This is a genomic window from Streptomyces sp. NPDC107522 (assembly GCF_055657525.1).
Map to the genome: position 1 here is coordinate 762,986 of NZ_JBVKAU010000002.1, position 25,668 is coordinate 788,653.

At 72.0% G+C, this 25,668-nt stretch carries 21 protein-coding genes; 11 read left to right on the forward strand and 10 right to left on the reverse strand.

The window, feature by feature from the left end; all coding sequences use genetic code 11:
* Window positions 1-47 precede the first annotated feature (47 nt).
* Entirely contained in the window at window positions 48-659 is a 612-nt protein-coding gene (locus tag ACZ7L6_RS08715) for a hemerythrin domain-containing protein (protein ID WP_471921265.1), read from the reverse strand.
* A gap of 201 nt (window positions 660-860) precedes the next feature.
* On the opposite strand from ACZ7L6_RS08715, the gene ACZ7L6_RS08720 reads away from it, so the two are divergent.
* Window positions 861-1,109, forward strand: a complete 249-nt coding sequence (locus ACZ7L6_RS08720) for a hypothetical protein (protein WP_471921266.1) — start codon at window positions 861-863, stop codon at window positions 1,107-1,109.
* Window positions 1,110-1,926: 817 nt separating this feature from the next.
* On the forward strand, window positions 1,927-3,567 hold the full coding sequence (locus tag ACZ7L6_RS08725; protein ID WP_471921267.1) for a sigma-70 family RNA polymerase sigma factor: 1,641 nt from the start codon (window positions 1,927-1,929) through the stop codon (window positions 3,565-3,567).
* 22 nt (window positions 3,568-3,589) lie between these two features.
* On the opposite strand, the gene ACZ7L6_RS08730 is transcribed toward ACZ7L6_RS08725, so the two are convergent.
* The 7 genes from ACZ7L6_RS08730 to ACZ7L6_RS08760 all read right to left on the reverse strand — a co-directional run bounded on the left by ACZ7L6_RS08730 (window position 3,590) and on the right by ACZ7L6_RS08760 (window position 11,696).
* Complete coding sequence (locus ACZ7L6_RS08730; protein WP_471921268.1) at window positions 3,590-5,011, reverse strand: aminobutyraldehyde dehydrogenase; 1,422 nt, start codon at window positions 5,009-5,011, stop codon at window positions 3,590-3,592.
* Window positions 5,004-6,344, reverse strand: coding sequence for a flavin monoamine oxidase family protein (locus tag ACZ7L6_RS08735; RefSeq protein ID WP_471921271.1), 1,341 nt, complete (start codon window positions 6,342-6,344; stop codon window positions 5,004-5,006). The genes ACZ7L6_RS08730 and ACZ7L6_RS08735 overlap by 8 nt, the downstream gene beginning before the upstream one ends.
* A 9-nt stretch (window positions 6,345-6,353) precedes the next feature.
* Window positions 6,354-7,424: an ABC transporter ATP-binding protein gene (locus ACZ7L6_RS08740; RefSeq protein WP_471921273.1), complete on the reverse strand. Its 1,071-nt coding sequence runs from the start codon at window positions 7,422-7,424 to the stop codon at window positions 6,354-6,356.
* A gap of 5 nt (window positions 7,425-7,429) precedes the next feature.
* Window positions 7,430-8,311: an ABC transporter permease gene (locus tag ACZ7L6_RS08745; protein ID WP_471921275.1), complete on the reverse strand. Its 882-nt coding sequence runs from the start codon at window positions 8,309-8,311 to the stop codon at window positions 7,430-7,432.
* Window positions 8,308-9,201 carry an ABC transporter permease gene (locus ACZ7L6_RS08750; RefSeq protein ID WP_471921277.1) on the reverse strand — a complete coding sequence of 298 codons (894 nt, stop codon included), beginning with the start codon at window positions 9,199-9,201 and terminating at the stop codon, window positions 8,308-8,310. The genes ACZ7L6_RS08745 and ACZ7L6_RS08750 overlap by 4 nt, the downstream gene beginning before the upstream one ends.
* Window positions 9,202-9,204: 3 nt before the next feature.
* Window positions 9,205-10,329 (reverse strand): polyamine ABC transporter substrate-binding protein, encoded by a 1,125-nt coding sequence (locus ACZ7L6_RS08755; protein WP_471921279.1) that lies wholly within the window; start codon window positions 10,327-10,329, stop codon window positions 9,205-9,207.
* 191 nt (window positions 10,330-10,520) lie between these two features.
* Window positions 10,521-11,696, reverse strand: a complete 1,176-nt coding sequence (locus tag ACZ7L6_RS08760; RefSeq protein WP_471921281.1) for an aromatic ring-hydroxylating oxygenase subunit alpha — start codon at window positions 11,694-11,696, stop codon at window positions 10,521-10,523.
* Window positions 11,697-12,165: 469 nt separating this feature from the next.
* Here ACZ7L6_RS08760 and ACZ7L6_RS08765 point away from each other — a divergent pair, with 469 nt between their 5' ends.
* The 9 genes from ACZ7L6_RS08765 (at window position 12,166) to ACZ7L6_RS08805 (ending at window position 20,807) form a co-directional block, all read left to right on the forward strand.
* On the forward strand, window positions 12,166-12,591 hold the full coding sequence (locus tag ACZ7L6_RS08765) for a hypothetical protein (RefSeq protein WP_471921283.1): 426 nt from the start codon (window positions 12,166-12,168) through the stop codon (window positions 12,589-12,591).
* Window positions 12,588-13,844, forward strand: a complete 1,257-nt coding sequence (locus ACZ7L6_RS08770) for an NADH-ubiquinone oxidoreductase-F iron-sulfur binding region domain-containing protein (RefSeq protein WP_471921285.1) — start codon at window positions 12,588-12,590, stop codon at window positions 13,842-13,844. Before ACZ7L6_RS08765 ends, ACZ7L6_RS08770 begins: the two co-directional genes overlap by 4 nt.
* Window positions 13,845-13,900: 56 nt before the next feature.
* Window positions 13,901-14,092: a ferredoxin gene (locus ACZ7L6_RS08775; protein WP_471921287.1), complete on the forward strand. Its 192-nt coding sequence runs from the start codon at window positions 13,901-13,903 to the stop codon at window positions 14,090-14,092.
* 1 nt (window position 14,093) lies between these two features.
* Entirely contained in the window at window positions 14,094-16,148 is a 2,055-nt protein-coding gene (locus ACZ7L6_RS08780; protein WP_471921289.1) for an acetate--CoA ligase family protein, read from the forward strand.
* 19 nt (window positions 16,149-16,167) lie between these two features.
* Entirely contained in the window at window positions 16,168-17,340 is a 1,173-nt protein-coding gene (locus tag ACZ7L6_RS08785; RefSeq protein WP_471921291.1) for an acyl-CoA dehydrogenase family protein, read from the forward strand.
* A gap of 29 nt (window positions 17,341-17,369) precedes the next feature.
* Window positions 17,370-18,542 carry an acyl-CoA dehydrogenase family protein gene (locus tag ACZ7L6_RS08790; RefSeq protein ID WP_471921293.1) on the forward strand — a complete coding sequence of 391 codons (1,173 nt, stop codon included), beginning with the start codon at window positions 17,370-17,372 and terminating at the stop codon, window positions 18,540-18,542.
* A 30-nt stretch (window positions 18,543-18,572) separates the two neighbouring features.
* Window positions 18,573-19,475, forward strand: coding sequence for a 3-hydroxybutyryl-CoA dehydrogenase (locus tag ACZ7L6_RS08795; RefSeq protein ID WP_471921295.1), 903 nt, complete (start codon window positions 18,573-18,575; stop codon window positions 19,473-19,475).
* Window positions 19,476-19,521: 46 nt separating this feature from the next.
* Window positions 19,522-20,136 (forward strand): TetR/AcrR family transcriptional regulator, encoded by a 615-nt coding sequence (locus ACZ7L6_RS08800; protein WP_471921297.1) that lies wholly within the window; start codon window positions 19,522-19,524, stop codon window positions 20,134-20,136.
* A gap of 104 nt (window positions 20,137-20,240) precedes the next feature.
* Entirely contained in the window at window positions 20,241-20,807 is a 567-nt protein-coding gene (locus ACZ7L6_RS08805) for a snapalysin family zinc-dependent metalloprotease (protein WP_471921299.1), read from the forward strand.
* Window positions 20,808-20,827: 20 nt separating this feature from the next.
* On the opposite strand, the gene ACZ7L6_RS08810 is transcribed toward ACZ7L6_RS08805, so the two are convergent.
* Both ACZ7L6_RS08810 and ACZ7L6_RS08815 read right to left on the reverse strand, forming a co-directional pair.
* Complete coding sequence (locus ACZ7L6_RS08810) at window positions 20,828-23,275, reverse strand: SpoIIE family protein phosphatase (protein WP_471921301.1); 2,448 nt, start codon at window positions 23,273-23,275, stop codon at window positions 20,828-20,830.
* A 173-nt stretch (window positions 23,276-23,448) separates the two neighbouring features.
* A complete protein-coding gene (locus ACZ7L6_RS08815) occupies window positions 23,449-25,527 on the reverse strand; it encodes a SpoIIE family protein phosphatase (RefSeq protein WP_471921303.1) in 2,079 nt (692 codons plus the stop codon).
* Between the last annotated feature and the right edge of the window lie 141 nt (window positions 25,528-25,668).

A 25,668-nucleotide genomic window follows, 5' to 3' on the forward strand; every position in this document is an offset into this window, starting at 1 on the left:
TCGGCAAGCAGCCCCCTCTCCGCGCCCGCTCAGCTCTCCGTGCCCGTTCAGCCCTCGTCGGAGCCCTGAGCCTTGCTGACCTCCTGGGCCAGTTCCTCCTTGGTCATCGAGGACCGGCCCTCGACGCCGAGTTCGCGCGCCTTCTCGTACAGCTCGGCTCGGGTCTCGCCTTCCGTCCCCTGCTGCGCCGCGTCAGTGCCGCCCCCGGCGGCCTTGAGCGGCTGGCCCGCCAGCTTCCGGGACCGCCGGGTGGCGAACTGCATGCCCAGTTCCCGCAGCCGCTCGGAGCCGACCGCTTCGCTCAGGGCGGGCAGGATCTCGTTCTCCTCCTCCTCGATGTGGTGCACCACGGCGCCGACCCACTCCTCCAGAGCCCGGTCGAACTCCTCGCTCTCCCAGTCCATCTCCAGCAGATGCTTGCCGAGGCTCTCCGCCTGGTGGTGCTCCTCGGCGGCGTGCTCGGCCTCGTCCTTCTCGCCGGCCTCGCGGGCCACCGCCGGGTAGACCCGGTCCTCCTCGGCCTCGCTGTGCGCCTCCAGCATGGCCACGGCCAGTGGCAGTGCCAGGGGCCGGGAGCTCCTGTCCGTCTTCATCATGTCGAACAGGCGCTGCAGCTCTCGGTGGTCGGTGGTGACCATGGTGATGAGGTCGTCAGCCATGGCGGGCCCCTCTTCTCGTCTTTCGCCTGAGTATTCGGCCCCCCTGTTCATCCACCGGGTTTCCGGGGCGGACCGGCTGATGCATGGAGAGGCGGCGGAAGATTCCGCCTTTTCGAGGGAGGCCACGACCCGGGCTCGACCGTTTCCCGGCGCCTGCTCCAGGGAACCCGGCGAAGCCCCGACCCGATGGGAGGGACGGACATGACCGGCCACAGTGAGCGCCGCGGGGACCGCTACGACCGCGCGCGCAGCCAGGACGAGCCCGGGTCGCACTCGGGCGCGGAGAGCCAGGCACAGGAGCGATCCGTACCGGGTACGGCCGGCGCGAAGGAGGGCTACCAGCCGGAGCGCGGCACGACGGCGGGCAAGCCCCTGGAGGGTGTCGAGCGAGAGAAGCGCGCCCCGCAGGAGCCGGACGACGAAGGCGGCGGGGAGTCCGCCGGCCGCTAGGCCTGTCCGGCGGATCATGCCGGCGTCGCGGGGCCTGGCACGCCCATCTGCGGCGTTGTCGTCGGTTGCCGACGCCCCGCGTCGGCGCCCTCCTCCGCCTTGCAGCTGGACGCACCAGGCCCCGCTCACCAGCGTTGATGAGGTGCCGTTCCGTGCAGCCGGCCTGATCCGCCGGACAGGCCCTGGCGCCGACACGATCGACCCCGGTACTCCAGCATTTCCCGGCGGCCACATGCCCTCCCGTACCTGCTTGCGGGCGCCGGTGCAACCGACCACGTGGCGGTGAGTCCCGCACTGCCACGTGGTCACGCTGTCCCAACGCGGAGCGGTCGGCTTTCCCGTACGGCGTGTGGAGCGGTCGGCTTTCCCGTACGGCGTGTGGAGCGGTCGGCTTTCCCGTACGGCGCGTGGCAGGTTGCGCGGTCGACCGCGGCCAGCACCGCCGCACCGGTCAACGCGCGCACGGCCAGTGAACCGGCGCGGTTGAAGACGGCCGTCGCACGGAGCCGACGGCGGCGCGCTCCTCATCACGCGGTGCTTTCCTGACGGGGGCCGGGCGGGGGAGGCGTGCGCTGTCCCCGGCGCCGAGCTTTTGGGGCGAACCCCCCTATTTCTGGGCTGAAGTGTGTGTCTAGGCCTCATCGCGACGTTTCGAATCGCTGCGCCCTGCCGATGTGACATCCCCCATTGCGCAGCCGCGCAGATCCCGTGAGTCTCTCGTGGAACTGGCGTCCGAATAACTGTTATGCGAGGCCCATCGAGCGATCTCCCATGTATCGGACAGCACCGTTCGGCGTCGAGGACAGGGAAGCTTGGGATGAGTACAGAGCGCGCGAGGGAGTCGGCGGCACTGGTGACCGCCGCCCGAGGAGGCGACCCGGAGGCTCAGGACGCCCTGGTCAGTACGTACCTCCCGCTCGTCTACAACATCGTGGGACGGGCGCTGAACGGCTCGGTCGATGTCGACGACGTGGTGCAGGAGACCATGCTCCGTGCCCTGGACGGGCTCGCGGGTCTGCGCACACCCGAAAGCTTCCGCTCCTGGCTCGTGGCGATCGCGATGAACCAGGTCCGGGCGCACTGGCAGGACCGGCAGTCGGCCCCGGGCGCCGTGGAGGAGACCGCGGATTTCGCCGACCCGGGCGCCGACTTCGTGGATCTGACCATGATGCAGCTCCAGTTGTCCGGCCAGCGCCAGGAGACCGCACGCGCCACCCGCTGGCTGGAGCCGGACGACCGGGGGCTGTTGTCGCTGTGGTGGCTGGAGTGCGCGGGTGAGCTGACCCGGACGGAGGTCGCCGCGGCCCTGGAGCTGTCGCCGCAGCACACGGCGGTCCGGGTGCAGCGGATGAAGGCGCAGCTGGAGGCGGCCCGGGTCGTCGTGCGGGCGCTCGACTCGCGGCCGTTGTGCGAGGAACTGCGGGGCCTGCTGGCCTCCTGGGACGGCCGGCCCTCGGCGCTGTGGCGCAAGCGGATAGCCCGGCATGCCCGCGGGTGCGTGCGCTGCTCGGGGCTGTGGAGCGGATTGATGCCCGCGGAGGGGCTGCTGGCCGGCCTGGCACTGGTCGCGGCGACGCCCGCGCTGCTTGACAGGGTGCTGTCCGCCTCCGGTGGGATGGCCGCGGTCGGGTCGGCGTCCAGGCTGGAGGCGTCCGGAGGCCATGGAGGGTCGGGTTCGCGGGCCGGGCAGCGTGCCGGGCGCGGCCGTTCGGCCTCCCGCACCGAGGCCCGTCGACGTCGCCGCAACCGGCGCCGGGCCGTCGGCGGCGCCGTCGTGGCTGCCTGCGTCGCGGGTGGCGGACTCTGGTACTTCGACACGGATTCCGGGACGGGGACCGGCACCGAAGAGGCGACCGCCGCGCGGACCGCCGGAGCCCCGGCGGTGGACCTCGCGGAACCCAGCCCCGTGGAGACCTCCCCGTCGCCGTCCAGATCTGCGTCGCCGTCCGCGTCGCCGTCCAAGAAGGCGAGCCCTTCCAAGAGCCCGCGCCCCGCCACGAAGAGCCCGACTCCCCGGCAGTCCCCTCGTCCGGCCCGGACCGCGTCCAGTACCCCGCAGTCGCAGCCGGCACCGACGGACACCGTCGGGCAGGTGGTCGCGCTGGTGAACAAGGAGCGGGCGGACGCCGGCTGCGGGCCGCTCACGGAGGACCCACTGCTGAACAAGGCCGCGCAGGGCCACTCCGAGGACATGGCCGCCCGCAACTTCTTCGACCACACCAACCCGGACGGAGAGGACCCCGGGCAGCGCATCACCGAGGCGGGCTACCGCTGGTCCACCTACGGGGAGAACATCGCCCAGGGCCAGCAGACCCCGGAGGCCGTGATGGAGTCCTGGATGAACAGCTCCGGCCACCGGGCCAACATCCTCAACTGCTCGTTCAAGGACATCGGCGTCGGTATCCACAACGGCCCCGGCGGCCCCTGGTGGACGCAGAACTTCGGCGCCAAGCTGTGAGCCGTGCACCGGCTCGCACCCGTCACAGCATGACGTGCTTGACCTGCGTGTAGTCGAGCAGTCCGGTGAGGGAGAGGTCGCTGCCGTAGCCCGAGTGCCGCACGCCGCCGTGCGGCATCTCCGACACCGTCGTGCCGTGGGTGTTGACCCAGACGATGCCGGTCCGCAGCGCACGGCTCGCGCGCATGGCGCGGTCGTGGTCGCGGGTCCAGACGCTCGCGGCGAGCCCCTGCGGTACGCCGTTGGCCATCAGCACGGCTTCGGACTCGTCGGCGAACGGCTGGACGGTGACGACCGGACCGAACACCTCGCCCTGCACGATCTCGTCCTCCTGCCGCGCCCCGGCGACCACCGTGGCCTGATGGAAGTAGCCGGGACGGTCCAACACCGCGCCACCCGTGACGACCTCGGCATGCTCCGGAAGCCGCTCCAACGCCCCCCGTACGGCGGCGAGTTGGGCGGCGTTCGCGAGTGGCCCGAAGTCGGCGTGCTCCTCGTCCGGCGCCCCGGGCCGGCGCCGGGCGGCACGCTCGGCGAAGAGGGCGAGGAAGGTGTCGTGGATCCGCCGGTCGACCAGGATCCTGGTCGCGGCCGTGCAGTCCTGCCCGGCGTTGTAGAAGGCCAGTGACGACAACTGCTCGACCGCGTCGTCGAGATCGGCGTCCGCGTGGACCAGCACCGGTGCGTTGCCGCCGAGTTCGAGATGAAGGCGCTTGAGGTCCGCGGCTGCCGCGGCGGCGATCTCCTGCCCCGCACGGACACTGCCGGTGACGGCCACCAGCCGGACCTGCGGGTGGGCGACGAGGGAGCGTCCGGTGTCACGGTCGCCGCACACCACGTTCAGCACACCGGGCGGCAGGTGCTCGGCGGCCAGCCGGGCGAGGAGCACCGCCGAAGACGGCGTGGTCTCGGACGGCTTCAGAACGACGGTGTTGCCCGCGGCGAGCGCGGGCGCGATCTTCCATACGGCCATCATCAGCGGGTAGTTCCACGGGACGATCTGGGCGCAGACGCCTACCGGCTCGCGCCGCAGGACGGAGGTGCGACCCGGCGTGTACTCCGCCGCGGCTGCGCCCGGCAGGTTCCGGGCTGCTCCGGCGAAGTACCGCAACACGTCCACGACCGCGGGCAGTTCGTCGCCCAGGAACAGGGCTCGGGGCTTGCCCGTGTCGGTCACCTCGGCGCTCGCCACCGCGTCGGCCTGCCGTTCCAGCGCGTCCGCGATGCGCAGCAGCGCGCTCTGCCGCTGGGCCGGAGTCGTGACCGACCAGATGAGGAAGGCGTCCTCGGCGGCCCGGCAGGCCGCGTCCACGTCCTCGGGGCCGGAGAGCGGGGCCGTGCCGTGGGGTAGTCCGGTGGCGGGGTCGATCAGCCGCAGGGTGGCGCCGGAGGCGGCCGGTACCTCCTTGCCGCCGATGTGATTGAGGCGGTCGGTGTCAGCCACGGCGCAGTGCCTCCTCGGCGGCGGCCCGGCCGGTGCGCACGGCGCCCTCCATGTAGCCGGCGACCCACTGGTCGGAGCCGCAGACGTAGAACGGCGGCTCGTGGGTGCCGTGCAGTGGCCCGACCGCCATGACCTCGCCCGGCGGCCACTGGGTGACGTAGCCCCGGGTCCACGGGTCGGTGCCCCACAGCCGCAGGTGGCAGGCGCTCGGCCGCAGGGCTTCGTCGCCGAACATGCCGGCGATCTCGGCGAGCAGTTCGGGGGTGCGCCGCTGGGGCGGGGTGCCGAGCAGGACGCCGTACCGCTCGGGCGGTACCAGTGCCGACAGGACGCCCTCGCCCTGCGGCCAGGTGCTGCCCAGCACTCCCTCGGCTTCGGACAGGCCGTTCAGCGCGGCGTCCCGCCAGAAGGGGCGGTCGTAGACGGCGGCGAACTTCGCGGCCACCGCCTGGCGTTGCCGGTGCAGGGAGGCCAGCCGGGCCTCGCTCACGCCGCTGACGGCGACGTCCCGCAGCGGTCCGACGGGCAGGGCGCTCACCACGGCCGTCGCGGTGAGGACCTCGCCGGCGGCCAGGCGTACCGCGCAGCGGCCGGGGCGTATGTCCACGGCGGCCACGGGTGAGCCGAGCCGGACGCGGGGGCCCAGCCCTCGGCCCATGACCTCGGCGACCGTCGCGGACCCTTCCGCCGACCGCAGTCCCTCCCAGTCGTCGTAGTCGTAGTCGCCCGTCCCCGAGCCGGGGACTGCCGCGCTCTTGCGCAGCGCGGCCAGCAGCGAGATCCGCTCGTAGGAGCCGCCGGCCAGGGCGAGTTGGCCGATGTCCCACAGGCGTGTCACGGCAGGCGAGGCGTGCCGGGAGCGCAGCCAGTCGGCCACGGAGAGGCGGTCAAGGGCGATGGCGTCCGGATGCGACCAGGGGGCGTCGGGGTCGACGGTGGCGGCCAGGGCGCTGAACTCGGCGCTCAGGCGCTCGTGCACGGCCGCGTCGCCGGGGCCGAACCAGTGCGGTGGATCACCGGCCGAGCGGCCTTCCGGTGTGGCGCGGGTGATGCGGCCGGGTTCGGCGACATAGCTGGGGACCAGCTCCAGGCCGAGTTCCTTGGCGAGTTGAAGATAGGCGGTGTGCCCGTGGCCGACGACTTCGCCGCCCAGCTGGACAGTGCGGCCGTCGGGAGTGCGGGCCTGTTCGACCCGCCCGCCGACCCGGTCCCGGGCCTCCAGGACGAGGACATCGGTGCCGGCGGCGGCCAGGTCGCGGGCGGCGGCGAGCCCGGCCAGGCCGGCGCCGAGCACGATCACGTCGTGATGCATCAGCTTCGCTTTCGTCTGCAAGAAGGGTTCTCAGGCCAGCACCAGGCAGTGCTCCGGCCGCCAGCCGAACTCCACCGTCTCGCCGCCGCTCCAGCGGTCCTCCATGCGCGCGCGGGCCGTGTTCTGCTCCAGCACCGACAGGGTGACGCCCGGGGCCAGTTCGATCAGGTAGGTCGTGGTGGGGCCGCTGTAGACGGTTTCGCGGATGACGCCGCTGAGCATCTGCATGCCGGGTTCGAAGTCCGACAGCCAGATCTTCTCGGGGCGCACGGACACGCTGACGGCGGTGCCGTCCGCGATGCCGGAACGGGGGCCGACGGGCAGTGCGGGACCCTTCTCCAGCGTCACCTCACCGCCCCGGTAGGTGCCGGTCATCAGGTTGGACGTGCCCATGAAGGAGGCGACGAAGCGGCCGGCGGGGTGCTCGTAGATGTCCTCTGGGGTGCCGCACTGCTCGATGCGGCCCTCGTTCATGACGGCGATCCGGTCGGACATGGTCAGCGCCTCGTCCTGGTCGTGGGTGACGAAGACGAAGGTGATGCCGACCTCGCGCTGGATCTGCTTGAGCTCCACCTGCATCTGCCGGCGCAGTTTCAGATCGAGGGCGGCCAGCGGCTCGTCGAGGAGCAGCACGGCCGGACGGTTGACCAGCGCGCGAGCGAGGGCGACGCGCTGGCGCTGGCCGCCGGAGAGGGTACGGGGCCTCCGGTCGGCGAGCCCGGCCAGCTGGACCAGCTCCAGCATCTCGCCGACGCGCCGCCGAATCTCGGTCCTGGCGACACCCTTGCGCTTGAGGCCGAAGGCCACGTTGTCGGCGACGCTGAGGTGATCGAAGAGGGCGTAACTCTGAAAGACCGTGTTGACGTTGCGCTTGTTCGGCGGCAGCGCGGTCACGTCCTCACCGGCCAGCAGCACGGAACCCTCGGTGGGATCGCTGAAACCGCCGATCATGCGCAGGGTGGTGGTCTTGCCGCAGCCGGAGGGGCCCAGCAGGGAGAAGAAGTGTCCGGCCTCGATGTCGAGGTCGAGACGGTGCACGGCGTAGGAGTCGGCGAACTGCTTGGAGACGCCGTCGAGCCGGACGGCGGGGGTCGTGTCCATGAACGTCACTTCCCGGAGAGGAGGTCGAGGCCGCCGCGGCGGCCGAAGAGGCGCGGGATGAACAGGGCGAGGGCGATCAGGGCGATGGATCCCGCGAGCATGAGCGTGCCGACCGCGTTGATGGTGGGCTGCACACCGAACCGGATCGCCGAGTAGATCCGCACGGACAGCGGCTGGGGGTCGACGCCGGTGGTGAAGTAGGCGAGGACGAAGTCGTCGAAGACCAGCGCGAAGATCAGTACGGCGGAGGCGAGCACTGCGGGCAGCAGGGCCCGCAGGGTCACCAGCCGGACCGCCTGCCGACGGGTGGCGCCGAGGTCCATGGCCGCCTCCTCGACCTCCGGGTTCAGCGCGGCGACCCGCGAGCGGAGGATGACCGTGACGTAGGAGATCGAGAAGGTGATTTCGGCGAGCATCACTGTGCCGGTGGACAGGGCCACACCCAGGCCCTTGAACAGCAGCATCGAGGCCACGCCCGTGACGATCTCCGGGGTGATCAGCGGCACCAGCATGATCAGACCGGCCAGTGAGCCGAGCCGGGTGCGGCAGCGGACCAGGCCGAGCGCGAGCGCCACCCCGAGGACGACCGAACCGGCCATCGCCACCAGGGAGATGCGCAGGCTGGTGCCCAGGGAGGCGATCAGGACGTCGTCGTGGACGAAGGCGCGGTACCAGCGCAGGCTGAACCCGTCGAACACGGTCAGCGACTTCTGGGAGTTGAAGGAGAACAGGGCCACCACGGCGATCGGCAGGTAGAGCAGGGCGAAGAACAGTCCGGTGATCGCGACGAGGATGCGGGGCTTGCGGTGGGTGCGGCCGCGCCGTGTGCGGGTTCTGTCGGTCGGACGGGTCCGGGCGGTGGGGGAGGGCAGTCGCAGCAAGGTCATCGTCGGGCCTCCGCCTCGTCTTTGCGGGTACGCCGCAGATAGCCGAGCATCCCGATCAGCAGGACCAGCATCAGCAGCATGGTGAGCGCGGATCCCAGCGGCCAGTTCTGGCCCTGGAAGAACTTGTCCTGGATCAGGTTGCCGATCATGATCTGGTCCGGCCCTCCCATGAGCTGTGCGCTGACGAAGTCGCCCATGGCGGGCAGGAAGACCAGGACGAGCCCGGCCGCCGCGCCCTGCCGGGTGGCGGGCAGGGTGACGTGGAAGAAGGTGCGGACCGGGCCGCCGTACAGGTCGCGGCCGGCCTCGATGAGGGAGACGTCCAGCCGTTCCAGGGCCGCGTACACCGGGATGATCATGAAGACGACGAAGCCGTAGACGAGTCCGGCGACCACGCCGAAGCCGCTGTTGAGGATCTTCGTGCCCGCGTCGGCCAGACCGACCCCGCGCAGGGCGCGGAGCACGGGCCCGTCGTCGGAGAGGACCACCGACCAGCCGTACATACGCACCAGGTAGTTGGCGAAGAACGGCACCACGATCGCGGCGATCAGCGCGTGCTTGTACCGTCCGCCGTACAGAGCGATGGTGTACGCCACCGGGTAGGCGATCAGCAGGCAGATCGCGCAGGTCAGCAGGGCGTAGCCGAGCGAGCGGGCCAGGACCTCGGTGTAGGCGGGGTCGGCGAGGGCACGGATGCCGGACAGGTCGAAGCCGAAGCGCGGGTTGCCGAGTGCGTCGATGGTGCCGACCGCGAGGACGGCGACGAGCCCCAGCGAGGCGATCAGGAAGCCGGTCATCCACAGGGTGCCGGGCAGCATGAACCAGAGCCACATCCGGTTGCCGGTGGTGTCCCGGCGGCGGGTGCGCGAGGAGGAGCGGAGCAGTGCCATGTCTCAGCCCGCCTTCACATGGGTCCAGGCGGTGTCGCGGGCGTCCTCCGCCGTGCGGTCGCCGTTGCGGAAGAACAGGCCGGCCTTGAGGTCGTCCTGGGTGACCAGGCACTCGGGGAAGGGCGCGACCAGGTCGGCGTAGACCTTCTCGGAGCCCGCGACCGGCATCGGGTAGCCGATGTACTCGATGTTCTTCTTCACGTTCTCCGGCCGCAGCATGTAGTCGATGAACAGCATGGCCGTGCCCGGGTGGGGGGCGTTCCAGGGGATGGCGTAGCAGTCGGAGTTGATCGGCGTGCCCTCCTCGGGCGCCTGGAAGCCGAACACCGAGGGGTCCTCGGCCTGGTTGAGCATGGCGGCCATGTCGCCGCTCCAGGCCTGCTGGATCAGCGCGTTGCCGTTGAGGAGGTTGTTGTAGCTGTCGCTGGAGAAGCCGCGCAGCCGCGGCCGCAGGGTGCCCAGCAGGGACGTGATCCGGTCGAGGTCGCCGCTGTCGCCGGTGCTGACGTCGAGGCCGAGCGCGAGGGCGCCCATGCCGAGGACCTCGTCGCGGTCGTCCAGCAGGAAGACCTTGCCTGCGGCCCGGTCGCTCCACAAGTCCCGCCAGGAGTCGTTGAGTTCACCGATCCGGTCGCGCCGCCAGCCGATGCCGGTCTTGTACGCGGTGAAAGGGATCGTGTGCGCGGAGCCCGGGTCGTACCAGGGGTCGGCGAAGTACGTGTACGAGTCGAAAACGGCGGGGGAGTTGATGAGCTGGGCGTGGTCGATACGGCGCAGGCGGCCGCCGCGGACCAGGCGCTGGGCCCATTTGGCCGTGGGGAAGATGATGTCGTAACGGTTTCCGGCGTTGAGTTTGGCGACCATGCCTTCCATCGAGTCGAAGTTCGCCTGGACGACCTTGACGCCGTACTCCTTCTCGAAGCCCTTGAACACGGACGGGTCGACGAAGTCGGCCCAGTTGAAGTAGACGAGATCGCCGTCGACGCGCGCCTTGACCGGCGCGAGCTGCTCGGCGTCGGGCGTTTTCGCGGGCAGGAACCCGCAGCCGCCGGCCGCGGCGCCCAGCAGACCGCAGGCGCCTGCCCGCAGAACGGCGCGTCGGGACGGCGGTGATACCTCGGGGGACATGGAGCGTCCTCTCCGTCGAGGAACGGCACAACTCCAGGGCGGGACCGGCTGGTCGGCTCACTTCAGGCCCTGATTCCGCAGTGATGACCGGTCTGGGGAGGGTGCGTGCGCGCGTCAGTGGGCGCGGCGTAAGGCCGACGGGATGCGTACGGCGGTGTGCGGGGGCGGCGTATGAGGTGTGCCGGAGGGCGTCACCGGGGTTCGCCCTCCAGGTCCTGCCTGACCCGGCGGGCGAACCAGCCGACGGCGGTCTCCCGCTGTGACAGCGGCCCCGGCTCGAAACCGGGCGTTCGCAGGCCGGCTTGCACGCGCTCCACCAGCTCGGCGTCCTCGTCGTTGGTGACCCAGCCGATGTGGATGTTCAGCCGCCGGGCCAGCCGGGTGCGGATGCCCTCCCCGTGCCGGCTGTAGAAGCCGCCGGGGATCGCCGCCCGGTCCTGGGCGGTCGGCAGGGCGGTCCACGCGAGCACGTGGTCAGGGTAGAAGTCGATGAGCGTGTTGGGATAGATCACGGCGTACCGCCACACGCGCCGGTCGGCCTCGGTCAGCCCCGGCATGGGGGTCGCCAGCCGCTGGTAGAGCCGCTCGGCCCAGTTCGAGGAGGGCTTGTCGCGCAGAGGGGACTCGAACAGGACGTAGTTCTCCTGCACGTCCACCGTGTACGCCTGGTAGTCCAGCAGCCGCATGAGCGCCGGGTGGGCCACCGGGACGTGGTAGCCCTCCAGATAGTTGTCGACGATCACCTTCCAGTTGGCGTTCTGCTCCTCGCCGCCGGCCGGGTCGTGGATGCGGTGCCTGCCGACGGGCACGAGACCGGGGTCGGCGTAGCGGCCGACGGCCTCCGCGAGCCCGGCGCAGCTCTCGGCGAGCGGGGGGGCCTCGAGGTCGAGGTTGACGAAGACGAAGCCGAGGAAGGACTCCACGTTGACCGGGTGCAGTCCCAGCCGGGGCTTGTCCAGGCAGGGAATACGGCGGGCCTCGGGAGCGCCGACTAGCCGGCCGTCCAGTTTGTACGTCCAGCCGTGGTACGGGCAGCGGATCGCCTTGCCCGACGGCTCCGGGGTGGTGACCAGGCGGGTGCCGCGATGCCGGCAGACATTGAGGTGGGCGGCGAGGCCGCCGTCCTCGGTGCGGACGACCAGGACCTCGCGGCCGGCGGAGGTGGCGGCCAGCCGTGCGCCGGGGCCGGGGAGGTCGGACTCGTGGCAGACGAGCTGCCAGGACCTGGCGAAGATGCGGTCGGTCTCGGCCGCGGCGATGGCCGGATCGGTGTAGTAGCGGGCAGGCAGCGCGTCCCCGGGGTGTTCGAGGGGTGACTTGGGTGGGGGAGCGGGGACGGTGTCTGCGCGGGTGCGCGAGGGGTGCATGGGTCCTCCTCCGCGCCGCGGCGGCGGCGATGGGCGGTGAGGCTGTGGCCGGAAACGGGCGGCAGCGTGGCGTCGGCATGGCATGCGGTATCGCACGCGGAATGGCATGCGATATGACGCCGGACCTGCCGGAATCCGGCTGACTGATTGGTTAGTCAGAGTGGGCCCACGGCGGAATCAAGTCAAGACTTGTGGGCTGACTAATTAGTTGGTTAGTGTCGTGGCAGGCGGATGGCCCGGGCCCGCAGACGGCCGCCCAGGCGCCTTCCACCACCTCGCGGACGATCGTCCGCGCCGCATCGGGCGTCCGGATCCGGACCCCCTGTCCCGGGCCCTGCACGGCTCCCCGCCGGGCACCCCGCACCGCTCCCCGCCCTCTCCGCACGGCTTCGGAGCATCCCCGTCCCCGCCATCGCCGCGCCGTCCCGTCCACGGATGAGCCGGGAACGCCGCGACCCCGGAGGCACGCATGAGCGCCCGCCGAAGTCTCGTATGGCTCGGCCTCACACCGGAGCCCGAACAGGAGCTGCCCACCGCGGTGGCCGCCCTGCGGTCCCCGGCGGACGGCCGCCCGCCGTCGGCCCTCGTCGCCGCCGAGCGGCACCGCATCGAGCGGCTCGTGCTGCGCGGCACACAGCGCGGCTGGCTGCGCTACCTGCGCGAAGTCACCGACCTCGTCTGCGCGGCGGCGGGATCGCGGGCCGCCGACCCGGGGGCGGCGCTGCTGGCCGGCGAGGTCGTCCTCGATCACCACCGGATGCTGATCGGCCTGCCCGGGGCGGGCTACGACCGCACCGCCGCCCAACGGCGGGATCTGGAGCGGGCCTTGGCGCGCCTGAGGTCGTGCTGCGGACCCGCACCCGTTGGCCAGTCCGAGCCCAGGAGCACCGTATGACCGGCGTGTTCTCCCTCCTTCCCGAAGGACGGGCCGGCCTCCTTGTCCCGTCGCTGTCCGATGCCGGATCGTCCGGCGGAGGCGAGGACATCGCCACGTACCTCACCGCGGGCGGTTATGCGCCGCTGGTCGCGCCCGACCGGTTGCTCGACCGCATCGCCGCTGTGGGGCTGCGGGGCCGGGGCGGGGCCGGCTTCCCGGCCGCGGTCAAGCTCCGTGCCGTCCGCGACACACCGGGCCCACGCGTCGTCGTCGCCAACGGCGAGGAGGGCGAGCCGGGTTCCGTGAAGGACCGCTGGCTGCTGCGGCACCGCCCGCACATGGTCCTGGACGGTCTCCGGCTGGCCGCGGCCATGACCGGCGCCGCGCGTGGCTGCGTGTACCTCTCCGACGGCCCCGCCGAACGGGCCGTGCGACGCGCGCTCGCCGAATGTTCCGCCGGGCTGCGCATCGACGTCGTACGGACGGAGCACACCTACGTCGCGGGCGAGGAGACCGCCGTCGTACGGCGCATCGACGGTGGCCCGGCCCTGCCGACGGCGAAACCCCCGCGTCCGTTCGAGCGCGGTGTCGGCGGCGCGCCCACCCTGGTCGCCAATGTGGAGACGCTGGCCCGCGTCGCCGTGATGTACTCGCGCCCCGAAGAGGCGGACGCCGTCGCGGGGACCCACCTGGTGACCCTCTCAGGTGCCGATGCCGGCGGTGCCGCGCTCGTGGAGGTGGCCGCCGGTACGCATCTGAAGGTCCTCGCCGACGTGTGCGGGCACGGCAGAGCCGAAGCGGTCCTGCTGGGCGGCATGTTCGGCGGGCTGTACGGCCAGGGCTGGACCGACCTGCCGCTCGACCACTCCGGCCTCACCGCGGCCGGGACAGCCCTCGGCTGCGGAGCGCTGCACTTCCTGGGCCCGCAGGACTGCCCGGTCGCCGTGGCCGTCGAGGCCGCCGCCTACCTCGGGGCTCAGAGCGCCCGGCAGTGCGGGGTGTGCCTGTCCGGCACCGGGGCGATGACCAAAGCCCTCCTGGCCGTCGCACGCGGGGCGGCGACCCACGACACGGCCGACAAGCTGCACCGCTGGTCGCGGCAACTGCCCGGCCGTGGGGCCTGCGGCCTGCTGGATGCCGCCGCCCGCGTCGTCGCCGCCCTCCTCACTCACTTCCCCGACGCGATCGACGCCCACCGTCGCTCCACCTGCCCCGCCTGCGCGGGCACGGCACCCGAGGACGGGCGCCGATTCAGGGTGCCGGTGCCCTGAGCCGCATCCAGGCCCCGCCACGCACCGTGACCCCGCCGCACCGAAAGGACCGCACCATGAAACTCCTGCTGGACTCCACCCGCTGCCAGGGCTACGGCCTCTGCCGGGAACCCGCACCCGAGCTGATCGACCTCGACGAGTGGGGCTACGCGCAGATGCGCGCCACCGAAGTGCCGGACGGCGACGAGGACGCCGCCGAAGCCGCCGTCGCCGCCTGCCCCGACTCCGCCCTGCGGCTGGTGAAGTGACATGGGACGTGACCTGTCGGCCCTGTTCGACCCCGTCTCCGTCGCCGTCGTCGGAGCCAGCGACGACCCGGCCAAGTACGGCCATGCCATCGCCGCCCAGGCCGTCCGCGGGAACGGCCGCCGCCCCGTCCACCTGGTCAACCGGCGCGGCGGCACGGTGCTCGGACGCAGCGCCGCCCGCAGCCTGAGCGCGATCGGCGCACCCGTCGACCTGGCGGTGATCTCCGTGCCCGCCGCCGGCTTCGAGGACGCCGTCGACGAAGCGCTGCGCTGCGGGGCCCGGGCGATCGTCGCGATCACCGCCGGGTTCGCCGAGACCGGCGACGAGGGACGGAGAAGGCAGCAGGCCGTCGCCGAACGCGTACGCGCAGCCGGTGCCGTGATGGTCGGGCCCAACTGCCTGGGGATCGCCGACAACACCACCGGCCTCTTCATCGCCTCCGACACCTTCACTCCGGGCGGGGTCGCGCTGCTCAGCCAGAGCGGCAATCTCGCCCTCGAACTCCAGCTCCGCTTCCGCCCGCACGGACTCGGCTTCTCCCGGTTCGTCTCGCTCGGCAACCAGGCCGACGTCACCCTCGTCGACCTCCTCGCCGACTGCGCCCGGCACGAGGGAACCCAGGCCGTCGCGGTCTACGCGGAGGACTTCGGCGACGGACGCGCCTTCGCCGAGGCGGCCGCCGACGCCGGCAAGCCCGTGGTGCTGCTCACCGCCGGCCGCGGCGACGCCTCCGCGCGCAGCGCACAGTCGCACACCGGGGCGCTGACCACCTCGGCCGACGTGGTGACAGCGGCCTGCCGCGACGCCGGTGTGCACCTGGTCGCCACGCCCCGCGAACTCACCGTCGTGCTGGCCGCGTTGAAAGCCGGTCGCCGGGCGGCCGGCCGCAGGGTCGCCGTGCTCACGGACGGCGGAGGGCACGGCGTCATCGCCGCAGACTCCGTCGAGGCGGCCGGCCTGACTGTGCCCGAACTCCCGGAGCCGACGCGGCAGCAGCTGGGGGAGGCCCTGTGGGAGCAGTCGGCCGTCGCCAACCCGGTCGACCTCGCCGGCATGGGTGAGCAGGACCCCGGCTCGTACGCGGAGACCGTCGCGGCACTGCTGGCGGCCGAGGAGGTCGACGCCGTCCTGATGACCGGCTACTTCGGCGGTTACGCCGCGGCCGAGGGCGGGCTCGGTGGCGGCGGTACGGCGCTGGCGGAGGGGGAGAAGGAGGCGGCGCGCCTGATCGCCGCCCGGCATCACGCCACCGTCAAACCCCTCGTGGTGCAGTCGATGTATCCCGAGTCGCCCAGCTGCCGCACGCTGGCCGCAGCCGGCGTACCGGTCTTCGCCGCCACCGAGGACGCGGCCCGCGCCCTCGCCGCGACGGCCTGCGGCGGACCGCGCGCCGGGGTCACGCCACTTCCCCGGCCGGCATCCCCGCTGTGCGAGACCGGCTACCTGGAGATCCGCAGGGCCCTCGAAGAGGCCGGACTCGCCTTCCCCGCCGCCCGCGAGATCCACGACGAGTCCGAACTGCTCGCCGCAGCAGAGGAGTTCGCCGGGCCGTACGTCCTGAAGGCCCTCCATCTTCTGCACAAGTCCGACGCGGGCGGTGTGGCCCTGGGCCTGGCCGGACCGGCCGAACTGCTCGCCGCCTTCCGTGAGATGCAGGCTCGGCTCGGCGCCTCCTCCTACTCCGTGGAGGCCATGGCGGACCTGACCGACGGCATCGAGCTGATCGTCGGCGTCAACCAGGACCCGCGTTTCGGTCCGGTCGCCATGGTGGGCTTCGGCGGCGTGTTGGCGGAGGCCCTGCACGACGTCGCCTTCACCCTCGCCCCCGTGACCGCCGCACGGGCGGCAAGTCTCCTGCGCGGACTGCGTACCGCCGTCCTGCTCGACGGGGTGCGCGGCCGCCCGCCCGTCGACATCGCCGCGGCCGCGCAGGCCATCGAGACGATCACCGCGTTCGCCGCAGCTCACCCCGAGATCGCCGAGCTGGAGGTCAACCCCCTTCTCGTACGTCCGCACGGCGTGCTCGCCCTCGACTCCCGCGCCGTGCTCGCCTGACTCACCGGAAAGAGGCCCCATGGACATGCGCTACACCCCCGAGCAGGCCGACCTGAAGCGTCGCGCCGCCGACTACGCACGGCTGCTCATGCGGTACGAGGACCAGTCCGAGCAGGCCGGCGGCCCGCTGCCGCAGCAGCTCGTCACCGAACTGACCCGCGCCGCCATGGACGCCGGCGTCTACGCCATCAACATGCCCGCCGAGTGGGGCGGCGCCGGCCTCGGCCTCCTCGACCAGGTCATCGTCGAGGAGGAGTTCGGCAAGGTCACCAACTGCCTGTGGGACATCCCCTGGCGACCCGCCAACGTCCTCGCGTACGGCGACGAGCGGCAGCGTGAGAAGTACCTGCTGCCGGTGATCCGCGGGGAGAGGTTCGACGCGTTCGCCGTCACCGAGCCCGGCGCCGGATCCGACCCGTCCTCCGGCACGTCCACGGCCGCCCGCGCAGACGGAGGCTGGCTGCTCAACGGGGAGAAGTGGTTCGTCACCTGCGGCGACATCGCCGACTTCCTGCTGGTGCAGGCGGACGCCGGCCCCGAGAAGCTGCCCACGCTGTTCTTCGTGGACAAGGCCGCACCCGGCGTCGATATGACCCGGCTGCCGCACTTCATGCACTCCGCGGTCAACGGGCACCCCGAGTTCACCTTCACCGACGTCTTCGTGCCCGACGAGGACGTGCTCGGCGGCGTCGGCAACGGCTATGAGCTGACCAAGGAATGGTTCACCGACGAACGCCTGATGATCGCCGCACGCACGGTCGGCGCGGCCGAGCGGGCACTGCAACTCGCCCGCGACTGGGCCGTGGAGCGCGAGCAGTTCGGGGCGCCGATCGCCTCCTACCAGCTGATCCAGGGCATGCTCGCCGACTGCGCCGTGGACATCGCCGTCAACCGGGCCTACACCCACCAGGTCGCCTGGGAGGCCGACCAGCCGGGCACCGACCGCAAGACGCTGCACGCCAAGGCCTCCACCTCCAAGCTCGCCGCCAGCGAGGCCGCCGGCCGGGTCGCCGACCGCTGTCTGCAGATCTTCGGCGGCCGCGGCTACGACCGCACCTACCCCGTCGAGCGCATGTACCGCGAGCTGCGCGTGGACCGGATCTGGGAGGGCACCTCCGAGATCCAGCGGCTGATCATCGCGGGCGAACTCATCAAGCGCGGCACCCGCGCCCTGGCCCTGCCCACCCACTGAACACCGACCCTTCGTCAGCGAGGACTTCCATGGACTTCCGCCTCACCCCGCGCCAGGTACAGCTCAAGGCCGACGCGCGCGCCCTCACCGACTTCATCGCCGGCTACGAGCTCCAGTGCGAGGAGAACAACGGCCTGCCCGCCGACGCGCACGCCAAGATCCGCGACGCGGTGCTGGACGCCGGACTCCAGGCCGTCAACATGCCGGCCGAATGGGGCGGCGCCGGACTCACCATCGCCGAACAGGTCACCGTGCAGGAGGAGTTGGGCCGGCTCACCGGCGCCCTGTGGGACATGGTGTGGCGGCCCGCCAACGCGCTCCGGTTCTGCACCCCCCAGCAGCGCGAGCGCTTCCTCATCCCGGTGATCAAGGGCGAACGCCGCGACTGCTACGCCGTCACCGAACCCGGCGCGGGCTCGGACCCCCAGAACCTCGCCACCACCGCCACCAGGAACGACCGGGGCTGGGTGCTCAACGGCGAGAAGTGGTTCGTGACCGTCGGCGACCACGCCGACTTCATGATCGTGCTCGCCGCGGCCGGCCCGGAGCGCGCCCCCACCCTCTTCCTCGTCGACAAGGACACCCCCGGCATCGAGATGACCCGGGTACCGCGCTTCATGCACACCTTCGTCTACGAGCACCCCGAGTTCACCTTCACCGATGTACAGGTGCCCGAGGACGCCGTGCTCGGCGACATCGGCGAGGGATACGACATCACCCGCTCCTGGTTCACCGAGGAACGCCTCATGATCGCCGCCCGTACGACCGGCGCGGCCGAGCGGGCACTGGAGCTGGCCCGTGACTGGGCCGTGGAGCGTGAGCAGTTCGGGGCGCCGATCGCGTCGTACCAGCTGATCCAGGGCATGCTGGCCGACTGCGCCGTGGACATCGCCGTCAACCGCGCCTACACCCACCAGGTCGCCTGGGAGATCGACCAGGCCTCGCCCGAGGACCGCAAGAGGCTGCACGCCAAGGCGGCCATCGCCAAGCTCTCGGCCAGCGAGGCCTCGGGGCGGGTGGTCGACCGGTGCCTTCAGATCCACGGCGGCCGAGGCTACGACCGTGCGTACGCCGTCGAGCGGCTCTACCGCGAGCTGCGCGTGGACCGGATCTGGGAGGGCACCTCCGAGATCCAGCGGCTGATCATCGCGGGCGAGCTCATCAAGCGCGGCTCGGCGGTCCTGGACCTGCCCGGGGCATGACGCACAACCGCGGATCGGAAAGGGAGACGGATGACCGACATCGAGCGGGTGGGGATCGTCGGCTGCGGTCTGATGGGCGCCGGCATCGCCGAGGTCTGTGCCCGGGCCGACGTGCCGGTCACGGTCGTCGAACGAGACGCACAGGCGGCCCGGGCCGGCCGCCGGCGGATCACCCGCTCGCTCGACCGGGCCGCCGCGCACGGCAGGCTCGACGCCGAGCGGCGCGAGTCCGCCGCGGCCCTGATCACCGTGGCCGACCAGATCGAGGCCCTGCACGACAGCGATCTGGTGATCGAGGCGGTGGCCGAGGACGAGGCCCTCAAGCTCGACGTCTTCACCCGCCTCGATTCCGTTGTCGCGGGGGAGCGGGCCGTCCTCGCGACCAACACCTCCTCCATCCCGGTCATCAGGCTCGCCGCCGCGACCGGCCGTCCCGATCGCGTCGTCGGCGTGCACTTCTTCAACCCCGTACCGGTGCTGCGGCTCGTCGAACTCGTGCCGTCGCTGCTCACCTCACCCACCACGGCGGCCCGGGCCGAGGGGTTCGTGACCGGCGTCCTCGGCAAGGAGGTGGTCCGCACCCGGGACAGGGCAGGGTTCGTCGTCAACGCGCTGCTCGTGCCCTATCTCCTGGCCGCCGTCCGCATGGTGGAGTCGGGCAGCGCCACCGTCGAGGACGTCGACCGCGGCATGGTCCTCGGCTGCGCGCACCCGCTCGGCCCGCTGGCCCTGACGGACCTCATCGGCCTGGACACCACGCGGGCCATCGCCGAGTCGCTGTACGCCGAGTTCCGCGAGCCCCAGTACTCGCCGCCCCCGCTGCTGTCGAGGATGGTGGAGGCCGGTCTGCTGGGGCGGAAGTCCGGGCGGGGCTTCCACGTGTACGACGGACAGCCGCATGACGAGGCACCGGTACCGGTGAGGCGGCCGTGAGGGAAGATGGTCATGGCGTACGACCACGAACGAGGGGAGCCGCAGGGTGTCCACCAAGGTGCGCACGGCAGACACGCGCGAGCGCATCCTGACCGCGGCGTGCGAGGTCATCGCCGACATCGGCTTCGAGAAGATCCGGATGCGCATGGTGGCGGAGCGGGCCGGAGTGTCGACAGCGCTGCTGCACTACCACTTCGACACGCGCGAGAAGCTGTTCACCGAGGCGATGACCCACTCCTTCGCCAACACGGCCGTCGACGTCGAACGTGACGCGGAGACGGCACCGGCGGCGGTCATCCTGGCCCGCATCCTGCGCAACCTGCTGCCGACCGATCCCCAACTCCACCAGGACTGGCGGTTGTGGCAGGAGCTGTGGGTGCGTGCGCTGCGCGACGAGGCCACCCGGGTCTTCGCCGTGGACCTGTACGGGCAACTGCACGCCTGGGTGGCCGACGCGATACGGCGCGGCATCGCGTCCGGCGAGTTCACACCGGCCGACGTGGACGACCTCAGCACGCTCGTGCTGTCCCTGAGCGACGGCTACGGCATCCGCCTCATGCTGCGCGACCCGGCGGTCACCCTCGACACGGCGCTGACCGCCATCTGGCGCCACGTCTCCACCGCACTCGGCCTGCCGGCCACCCTGCCCGAGTCCGGCTAGCACAGGACGTCGCACGGGATTGACGGATTGACCTCCGCCTCCATGGGGCAAGGACCCCAGGAATGTCATGAGCACGACTCCCTTCCCCCACGAGGAGGTCGATCATGCACGTCCGTACGCTGAGCGGCGGCATAGCCACCGCCCTGGCCGTGTCCTTGTCCCTGGTGGGCAGCCCGGTCGTGGCCGCTTCCACCGACGCCGTGGACCATCCCCTCGCCGCCCGTGTGCTCACCTACGACGCGAGCGGCTCCGCGGAGTTCAGGAGCGCGGTGGACCGGGGCGCGGCGATCTGGAACGAGAGTGTGGACGCTGTCGAGCTGCAGCCGGTCGCCACCGGGCAACGCGCGAACATCCGGGTCCTGGCGGACAACGGCTGGCCGCGCGCACTGCCCACCACGCTGGGCAACGGAACCGTCTACATCGGACGCCAGGCCGTCGACCAGGGTTACAACACGGTTCGTATCTCCGCCCACGAACTCGGACACATCCTCGGCCTGCCCGATCGCAAGCCCGGACCCTGCTCCAGCCTGATGTCCGGCTCCAGCGCGGGCACCGCGTGCACGAACCCGTATCCGGGCGCGGCGGAAAAGGCGGAGGTGGAGGAGAACTTCGCCGGTGCGCTCGCCGGACGGGCCCCCGTACCGGCTCTTACCGGCGTCATCGTGGACTGAGTGGACTGAGGCGTGTCACGTCACGCGCCTGACTCCCCGTCAGCCTGCGCCAGTGGTTGCTCCGCCCAGATCGTCTTGCTGTTGCGGCCGTACCGCGTGCCCCAGCGCTCGGAGAGCTGGGCCACCAGGAACAGGCCGCGTCCGCCCTCGTCGGTGCTGCGGGCCTGGCGCAGGTGCGGGGAGGTGCTGCTGGTGTCGGAGACCTCGCAGATGAGGTGGCCGTCGCGGATCAGCCGCAGCAGCACCGGGCCGCCGGCGTACCGGTAGGCGTTAGTGACCAGTTCGCTCACGATCAGTTCGGTGGTGAAGGCCAGCTCGTCCAGCCCCCACTCGGTCAGCCGCTCGCTCACCAGGGCCCGGGCCCGGCCCGCCGCCGTGGGCTCGGCCGGCAGCTCCCAGGAGGCCACCTTCTGCGCCGCCAGCACCCGGGTCCGGCCCAGCAGCAGCGTGACGTCGTCGGCGGACCGGTCGGGCAGCAACGCGTCCTCCACCGCCTTGCACATGTCCTCCGGCGAGCGGCCCGGACCGGCCAGCGCGGTGCGCAGCAGGGCCAGACCCTGGTCGACGTCGCGGTGGTCGGCCAGGAGCAGACCGTCGCTGTACAGGGCGAGCAGGCTGCCCTCGTCCAGTTCCAGCTCGGCCGTCTCGAACGGCAGCCCGCCGAGGCCCAGCGGTGGTCCGGCGGGGAGGTCGACCGGGCGCACCCGGCCGTCCGGCCCCAGCACGGTCGGCGGCGGGTGCCCCGCGCGCGCCATCGCGCACGTCCGGGACACCGGATCGTAGATCGCGTACAGGCAGGTCGCGCCCACGATCTGCGGGGCGTTCCCATCGGTCTGCCGCTGCTCGGTGGCCAACTGGTCCACCAGGTCGTCGAGCCGGGCGAGGACCTCGTCCGGGGCCAGGTCGAGGTGGGCCAGGGTGCGCACGGCGGCGCGCAGCCGGCCCATGGTCGCCGAGGCGTGCATGCCGTGGCCGACCACGTCACCGACGACGAGCGCGACCCGCAGCCCCGACAGCGGGATCACGTCGAACCAGTCGCCGCCGACCCCGGTGGAGGCCTGCGCGGGCAGATAGCGGTGGGCCGTCTCGACCGCCGGGTGCTCGGGCACCTCACTCGGCAGCAGGCTGCGCTGGAGGGCCTCGGCGGCCTGGTGCTGCTGGGTGTAGCGGCGGGCGTTGTCGATGCAGACCGCGGCCCTGGCGGCGAAGTCCTCCGCAAGGGTGATGTCGTCCTGCTCGAACGGCTCCGGCCGCTGCGAGCGCCACAGGCACACCAGGCCGAGGACCACTCCGCGCGCGGCCAGCGGCACCACCATCAGCGAGTGGACGCCCATCGCGAGCGCCTTCCTGGCCCGGTCCGGCTCGGTGGAGAACCATCCGCGGGTGTCCTCCAGGTGGGGATCGAGGACCGGACGCCGTTCGGCCAGACAACGTGCCGGCGCCGTGTCCTCGGGGAAGGAGAACAGATGGCCGACGGGATGCATCACCTGCTCGGCGTCGGCCAGGATGCTGTGCACCGCCATCCTGCGCAGTGGGCCCGTCGAGTCGGGGGCCGGCTCCTCCCCGCGGGGCACGGGCTCGAGCAGATCCACCGAGACGGCGTCGGCGAACGCGGGAACCGCCACCTCGGCCAGTTCACGCGCCGTCCTGGCCACGTCCAGGGTGCTCCCGATCCTGGTGCCGGCCTCGTTGAGCAGCGCGAGGCGCTGACGGGCCCGGTGGCGGTCGGTGACATCCTCGACGATCTCGGTGACGCCGAGTACCCGGCCGGACGGATCCTGCATGCGGAAGGCGGAGACGGAGACGATCAACTCCTGCTGGGGATTCCCCAGGATTCGGCACGTCTGCTCGGCGAAGATCAGCGGCTCGCCCGTCTCCAGAACCCACCGGAGCCGTTCCTCGATCAGCTCCGCGTCCGGGCCGAGCAGGAAGTCGGTGGTCCGGCGCCCGCGGTACCCGTCGGCCGGCAGCCCGCCGAACCGGGCGATCGCCCGGTTCACCCGCAGGATGCGCAGGTCCGGGCCGAGCAGCGCGACCCCCACCGGGGACCGGCGGAAGAAGCCGTCCAGCATGGCCCGGTCGATCTCCCACTGGACGATGTCCTCGGCGAGCGAGCCGACGAGGAGCCACTCGACGCTGGAGTCCAGTCGTTGCACCCTGCGCGCCCTGAACCCCACGTACACGCGGCGGCCGGTGCGGTGGCGGACCGGCAGCAGCCCGAACCAGCCGCGCTCGCGCAGGCACTCGGCGGTCGCCTCGGCGATCAGGGGCTCGTCCCCGCGGTCGACCAGGACCTCGCGCACCAGCCGGCCCAGCACCTCCTCGGCCGGGTGTCCGAGGAGTGCGGTGGCCTGTTCGCTCCAGGCGACGATGCGCCCCCGTCCGTCCAGCACGGCGGACGCCGACTGGTGGACCGAGAACGGATCCTCCGGGCTCTCGCTGAGCGTCGTCGGGGATGTGTTGTGCATCGCCCACCCATCTCGCACCGTTCACGGGGCCGGTGGCGCGGCGCCCGGGGCGCTCCTGCCGTTCCGGATGTCTGGCTTTGCAGCGGCTCACCCCCAGTATCGGCTCTGCGGGCACGGCGTGCCTCGTTGTCGCGGCGGGGGCGGGCGCGTACGCCGACGGACGGACGGCCAGGTCACCGGGGCAGCGCGCGGGCGAGGAGGACCGCCACGTCGTCGTCCGCCACGTCGGGCATGACGTGGGCCAGGAGGTCGTCGCAGATGTCCTCCAGGGGGTGCCCGGGATGCCGCAGCGCCTGTGCCAGACGGCGCATGCCCTGGTCGAGGTCGGTGCCACGGGTCTCGATCAGACCGTCGGTGTAGGTCACCAGGAGGCTGTGGGGAGGAAGGACCAGCTGCTGCACCTCGCAGTCCTGCCCGCCCACGCCCAGCGGCGGGCCCGCGGGTCCCTCCAGGAAGGCGACCGCGCCCCGTTCGTCGGCGACCACGGGCGGCGGGTGGCCCGCCCGGGCGATCAGACAGCGGCCGGTGACCGGGTCGTGAACGGCGTACAGGCAGGTGGCCATCTCGTTGTCGCCCAGGTCCGCGACGGCGGCGTCCAGGAAACGCAGCACCTGGTCGGGCGGGGTGTCCCGGCGTGCCAGAGTCCGTACGGCGGTGCGCAGCTGTCCCATGACCGCCGCCGCGTGGATGCCGTGCCCCATCACGTCGCCGATGACCAGGGCGGTCCGCTCGCCCGACAGGGCGATGGCGTCGAACCAGTCTCCGCCGACCTCGTTGTCGCCGGCCGGCAGATAACGGCCGGTGAGTTCCAGTCCGCAGACGGCGGGCAGCCGGGGGTTCATCAGGCTGCGCTGGAGGGTGAGCGCCGCGTCGCGTTCCCGGCTGTACATGCGCGCGTTGTCGATGTTCAGCGCGGCCCGGGCGACCAGCTCGTCGATCAGCAGCGTGTCCTGGTCGTCGAACGGCTCCCGGTCGCGGGTCCGGGTGACCGCCACCGCGCCGAGCACGGTGCCCCGGGCCACCAGCGGGATCAGGCGCGCCGAGCCCACGCGGGCCCGCAGATAGTCGCGCAGCCGGTCGGCGCCCGGGATGCTGATGAGCGGGCCGATGTCGCTCAGGTACAGGTTGATGGGCCGCCCGGCGGTCATGATCTGCTCGTACACCGAGCCGGGCGGGACCTGCAGGGTCATGCCGACCGCGAGGAGATCGGCCGGCGCCGCCGGATCGGTGAAGGCGGCCGCGGCACGGCGGACCACGCCGTGCGCCGAGGCGGCGGTCTCGTCCGGGGCCACCGCCTCCTCCAGCAGCTGCACGTCGGCGGAGTCGGCCAGCCGGGGCACCAGGACGCGGACCACCTCCTGCGCCGTCTGCGTCAGATCCAGCGTGGAGCCCATCTGCGTCCCCGCCTCAGCCAGCAGCGCCAGGCGCTCCCGGGCCCGCTCCGCCTCCAGATGTGCCCGCTGCCCCTCCGTGACGTCGATCAGCGAGGCGATCACTCCCACCCGTCGGCCGGCAGCGCCGATCAGTGGGGCGTAGGAGCAGGACCACGTCCGCCGCCGTGCCGGGTCCGTCGTGCCGGAAGAGGTGTGGCGGAAGTCCACCACCGCCTCACCCCGCTCCAGGACCTGCCGCATCACCGACTCCAGCGCGCCCGCCCCGGGGGCGACCTCGGTCACGCTCCGGCCGACGTGCTCGGCGACCGGCACCCCGTCCATCCGGGCCAGCGCCTCGTTGACCCTGAGGAAGCGCAGGTCGGGCCCGAGCATGGCCAGACCGATCGGGGACTGGGTGAAAAGCCCCTCCAGCGCGGCCAGCGCATCCCGCATCCGCTCCACGGCGGAGGTCTCGGCCGCGATGGCCAGCAGGCCGGTACGACCCCGCGCATCCGCGATCGGACAGTGCCACATCTCCATGTCGACCAGGGACCCGTCGCGATGCCGTACCGGCAGCCGCGCGACCACCGCCGCCCCCGCCCGCACCCTCTCCCTCAGCCGGTCGGCCAGCTCCTGGTTCCCCTCGGGCACGAGGATTCGCTTGGCGTCCTGGCCCAGCACCTGTTCCGGCGTGTGACCGAGCAGATCCTGCGCGGCGAGCGACCACTGCACCAGGCGCCCCTCGGCGTCGACCACCCACAGAGCGAGTGGGAGCAGATCCTGGAAAACGCCCGCATGCCCCACCGCGGACACACCCGGGCCCGGCGTTTCACCGATCGCATCACGGGCACGTGCACCGCGGTGACTCGCGCTGGTCATGAGGGCACCTCGCTCACACACCCTTGACCACAGGAAGCTCAAGGACAGCCTAGGCCGCAAGTGGCCCGGCTCACATGGCGTAAGCGTGGTGCCGCCGACACCATGGGTGCTCTCCGTCACCGGCAGGCTGAAGGGATCAAG

Excerpts from the sequence above, each read along its gene's own strand:
- ACZ7L6_RS08715 (WP_471921265.1), bottom strand. The coding sequence starts at position 659 with ATGGCTGACGACCTCATCACCATGGTCACCACCGACCACCGAGAGCTG.
- ACZ7L6_RS08720 (WP_471921266.1), top strand. The coding sequence starts at position 861 with ATGACCGGCCACAGTGAGCGCCGCGGGGACCGCTACGACCGCGCGCGC.
- ACZ7L6_RS08725 (WP_471921267.1), top strand. The coding sequence starts at position 1,927 with ATGAGTACAGAGCGCGCGAGGGAGTCGGCGGCACTGGTGACCGCCGCC.
- ACZ7L6_RS08740 (WP_471921273.1), bottom strand. The coding sequence starts at position 7,424 with ATGGACACGACCCCCGCCGTCCGGCTCGACGGCGTCTCCAAGCAGTTC.
- ACZ7L6_RS08745 (WP_471921275.1), bottom strand. The coding sequence starts at position 8,311 with ATGACCTTGCTGCGACTGCCCTCCCCCACCGCCCGGACCCGTCCGACC.
- ACZ7L6_RS08750 (WP_471921277.1), bottom strand. The coding sequence starts at position 9,201 with ATGGCACTGCTCCGCTCCTCCTCGCGCACCCGCCGCCGGGACACCACC.
- ACZ7L6_RS08755 (WP_471921279.1), bottom strand. The coding sequence starts at position 10,329 with ATGTCCCCCGAGGTATCACCGCCGTCCCGACGCGCCGTTCTGCGGGCA.
- ACZ7L6_RS08760 (WP_471921281.1), bottom strand. The coding sequence starts at position 11,696 with ATGCACCCCTCGCGCACCCGCGCAGACACCGTCCCCGCTCCCCCACCC.
- ACZ7L6_RS08765 (WP_471921283.1), top strand. The coding sequence starts at position 12,166 with ATGAGCGCCCGCCGAAGTCTCGTATGGCTCGGCCTCACACCGGAGCCC.
- ACZ7L6_RS08770 (WP_471921285.1), top strand. The coding sequence starts at position 12,588 with ATGACCGGCGTGTTCTCCCTCCTTCCCGAAGGACGGGCCGGCCTCCTT.
- ACZ7L6_RS08775 (WP_471921287.1), top strand. The coding sequence starts at position 13,901 with ATGAAACTCCTGCTGGACTCCACCCGCTGCCAGGGCTACGGCCTCTGC.
- ACZ7L6_RS08780 (WP_471921289.1), top strand. The coding sequence starts at position 14,094 with ATGGGACGTGACCTGTCGGCCCTGTTCGACCCCGTCTCCGTCGCCGTC.
- ACZ7L6_RS08785 (WP_471921291.1), top strand. The coding sequence starts at position 16,168 with ATGGACATGCGCTACACCCCCGAGCAGGCCGACCTGAAGCGTCGCGCC.
- ACZ7L6_RS08790 (WP_471921293.1), top strand. The coding sequence starts at position 17,370 with ATGGACTTCCGCCTCACCCCGCGCCAGGTACAGCTCAAGGCCGACGCG.
- ACZ7L6_RS08795 (WP_471921295.1), top strand. The coding sequence starts at position 18,573 with ATGACCGACATCGAGCGGGTGGGGATCGTCGGCTGCGGTCTGATGGGC.
- ACZ7L6_RS08805 (WP_471921299.1), top strand. The coding sequence starts at position 20,241 with ATGCACGTCCGTACGCTGAGCGGCGGCATAGCCACCGCCCTGGCCGTG.
- ACZ7L6_RS08810 (WP_471921301.1), bottom strand. The coding sequence starts at position 23,275 with ATGCACAACACATCCCCGACGACGCTCAGCGAGAGCCCGGAGGATCCG.
- ACZ7L6_RS08815 (WP_471921303.1), bottom strand. The coding sequence starts at position 25,527 with ATGACCAGCGCGAGTCACCGCGGTGCACGTGCCCGTGATGCGATCGGT.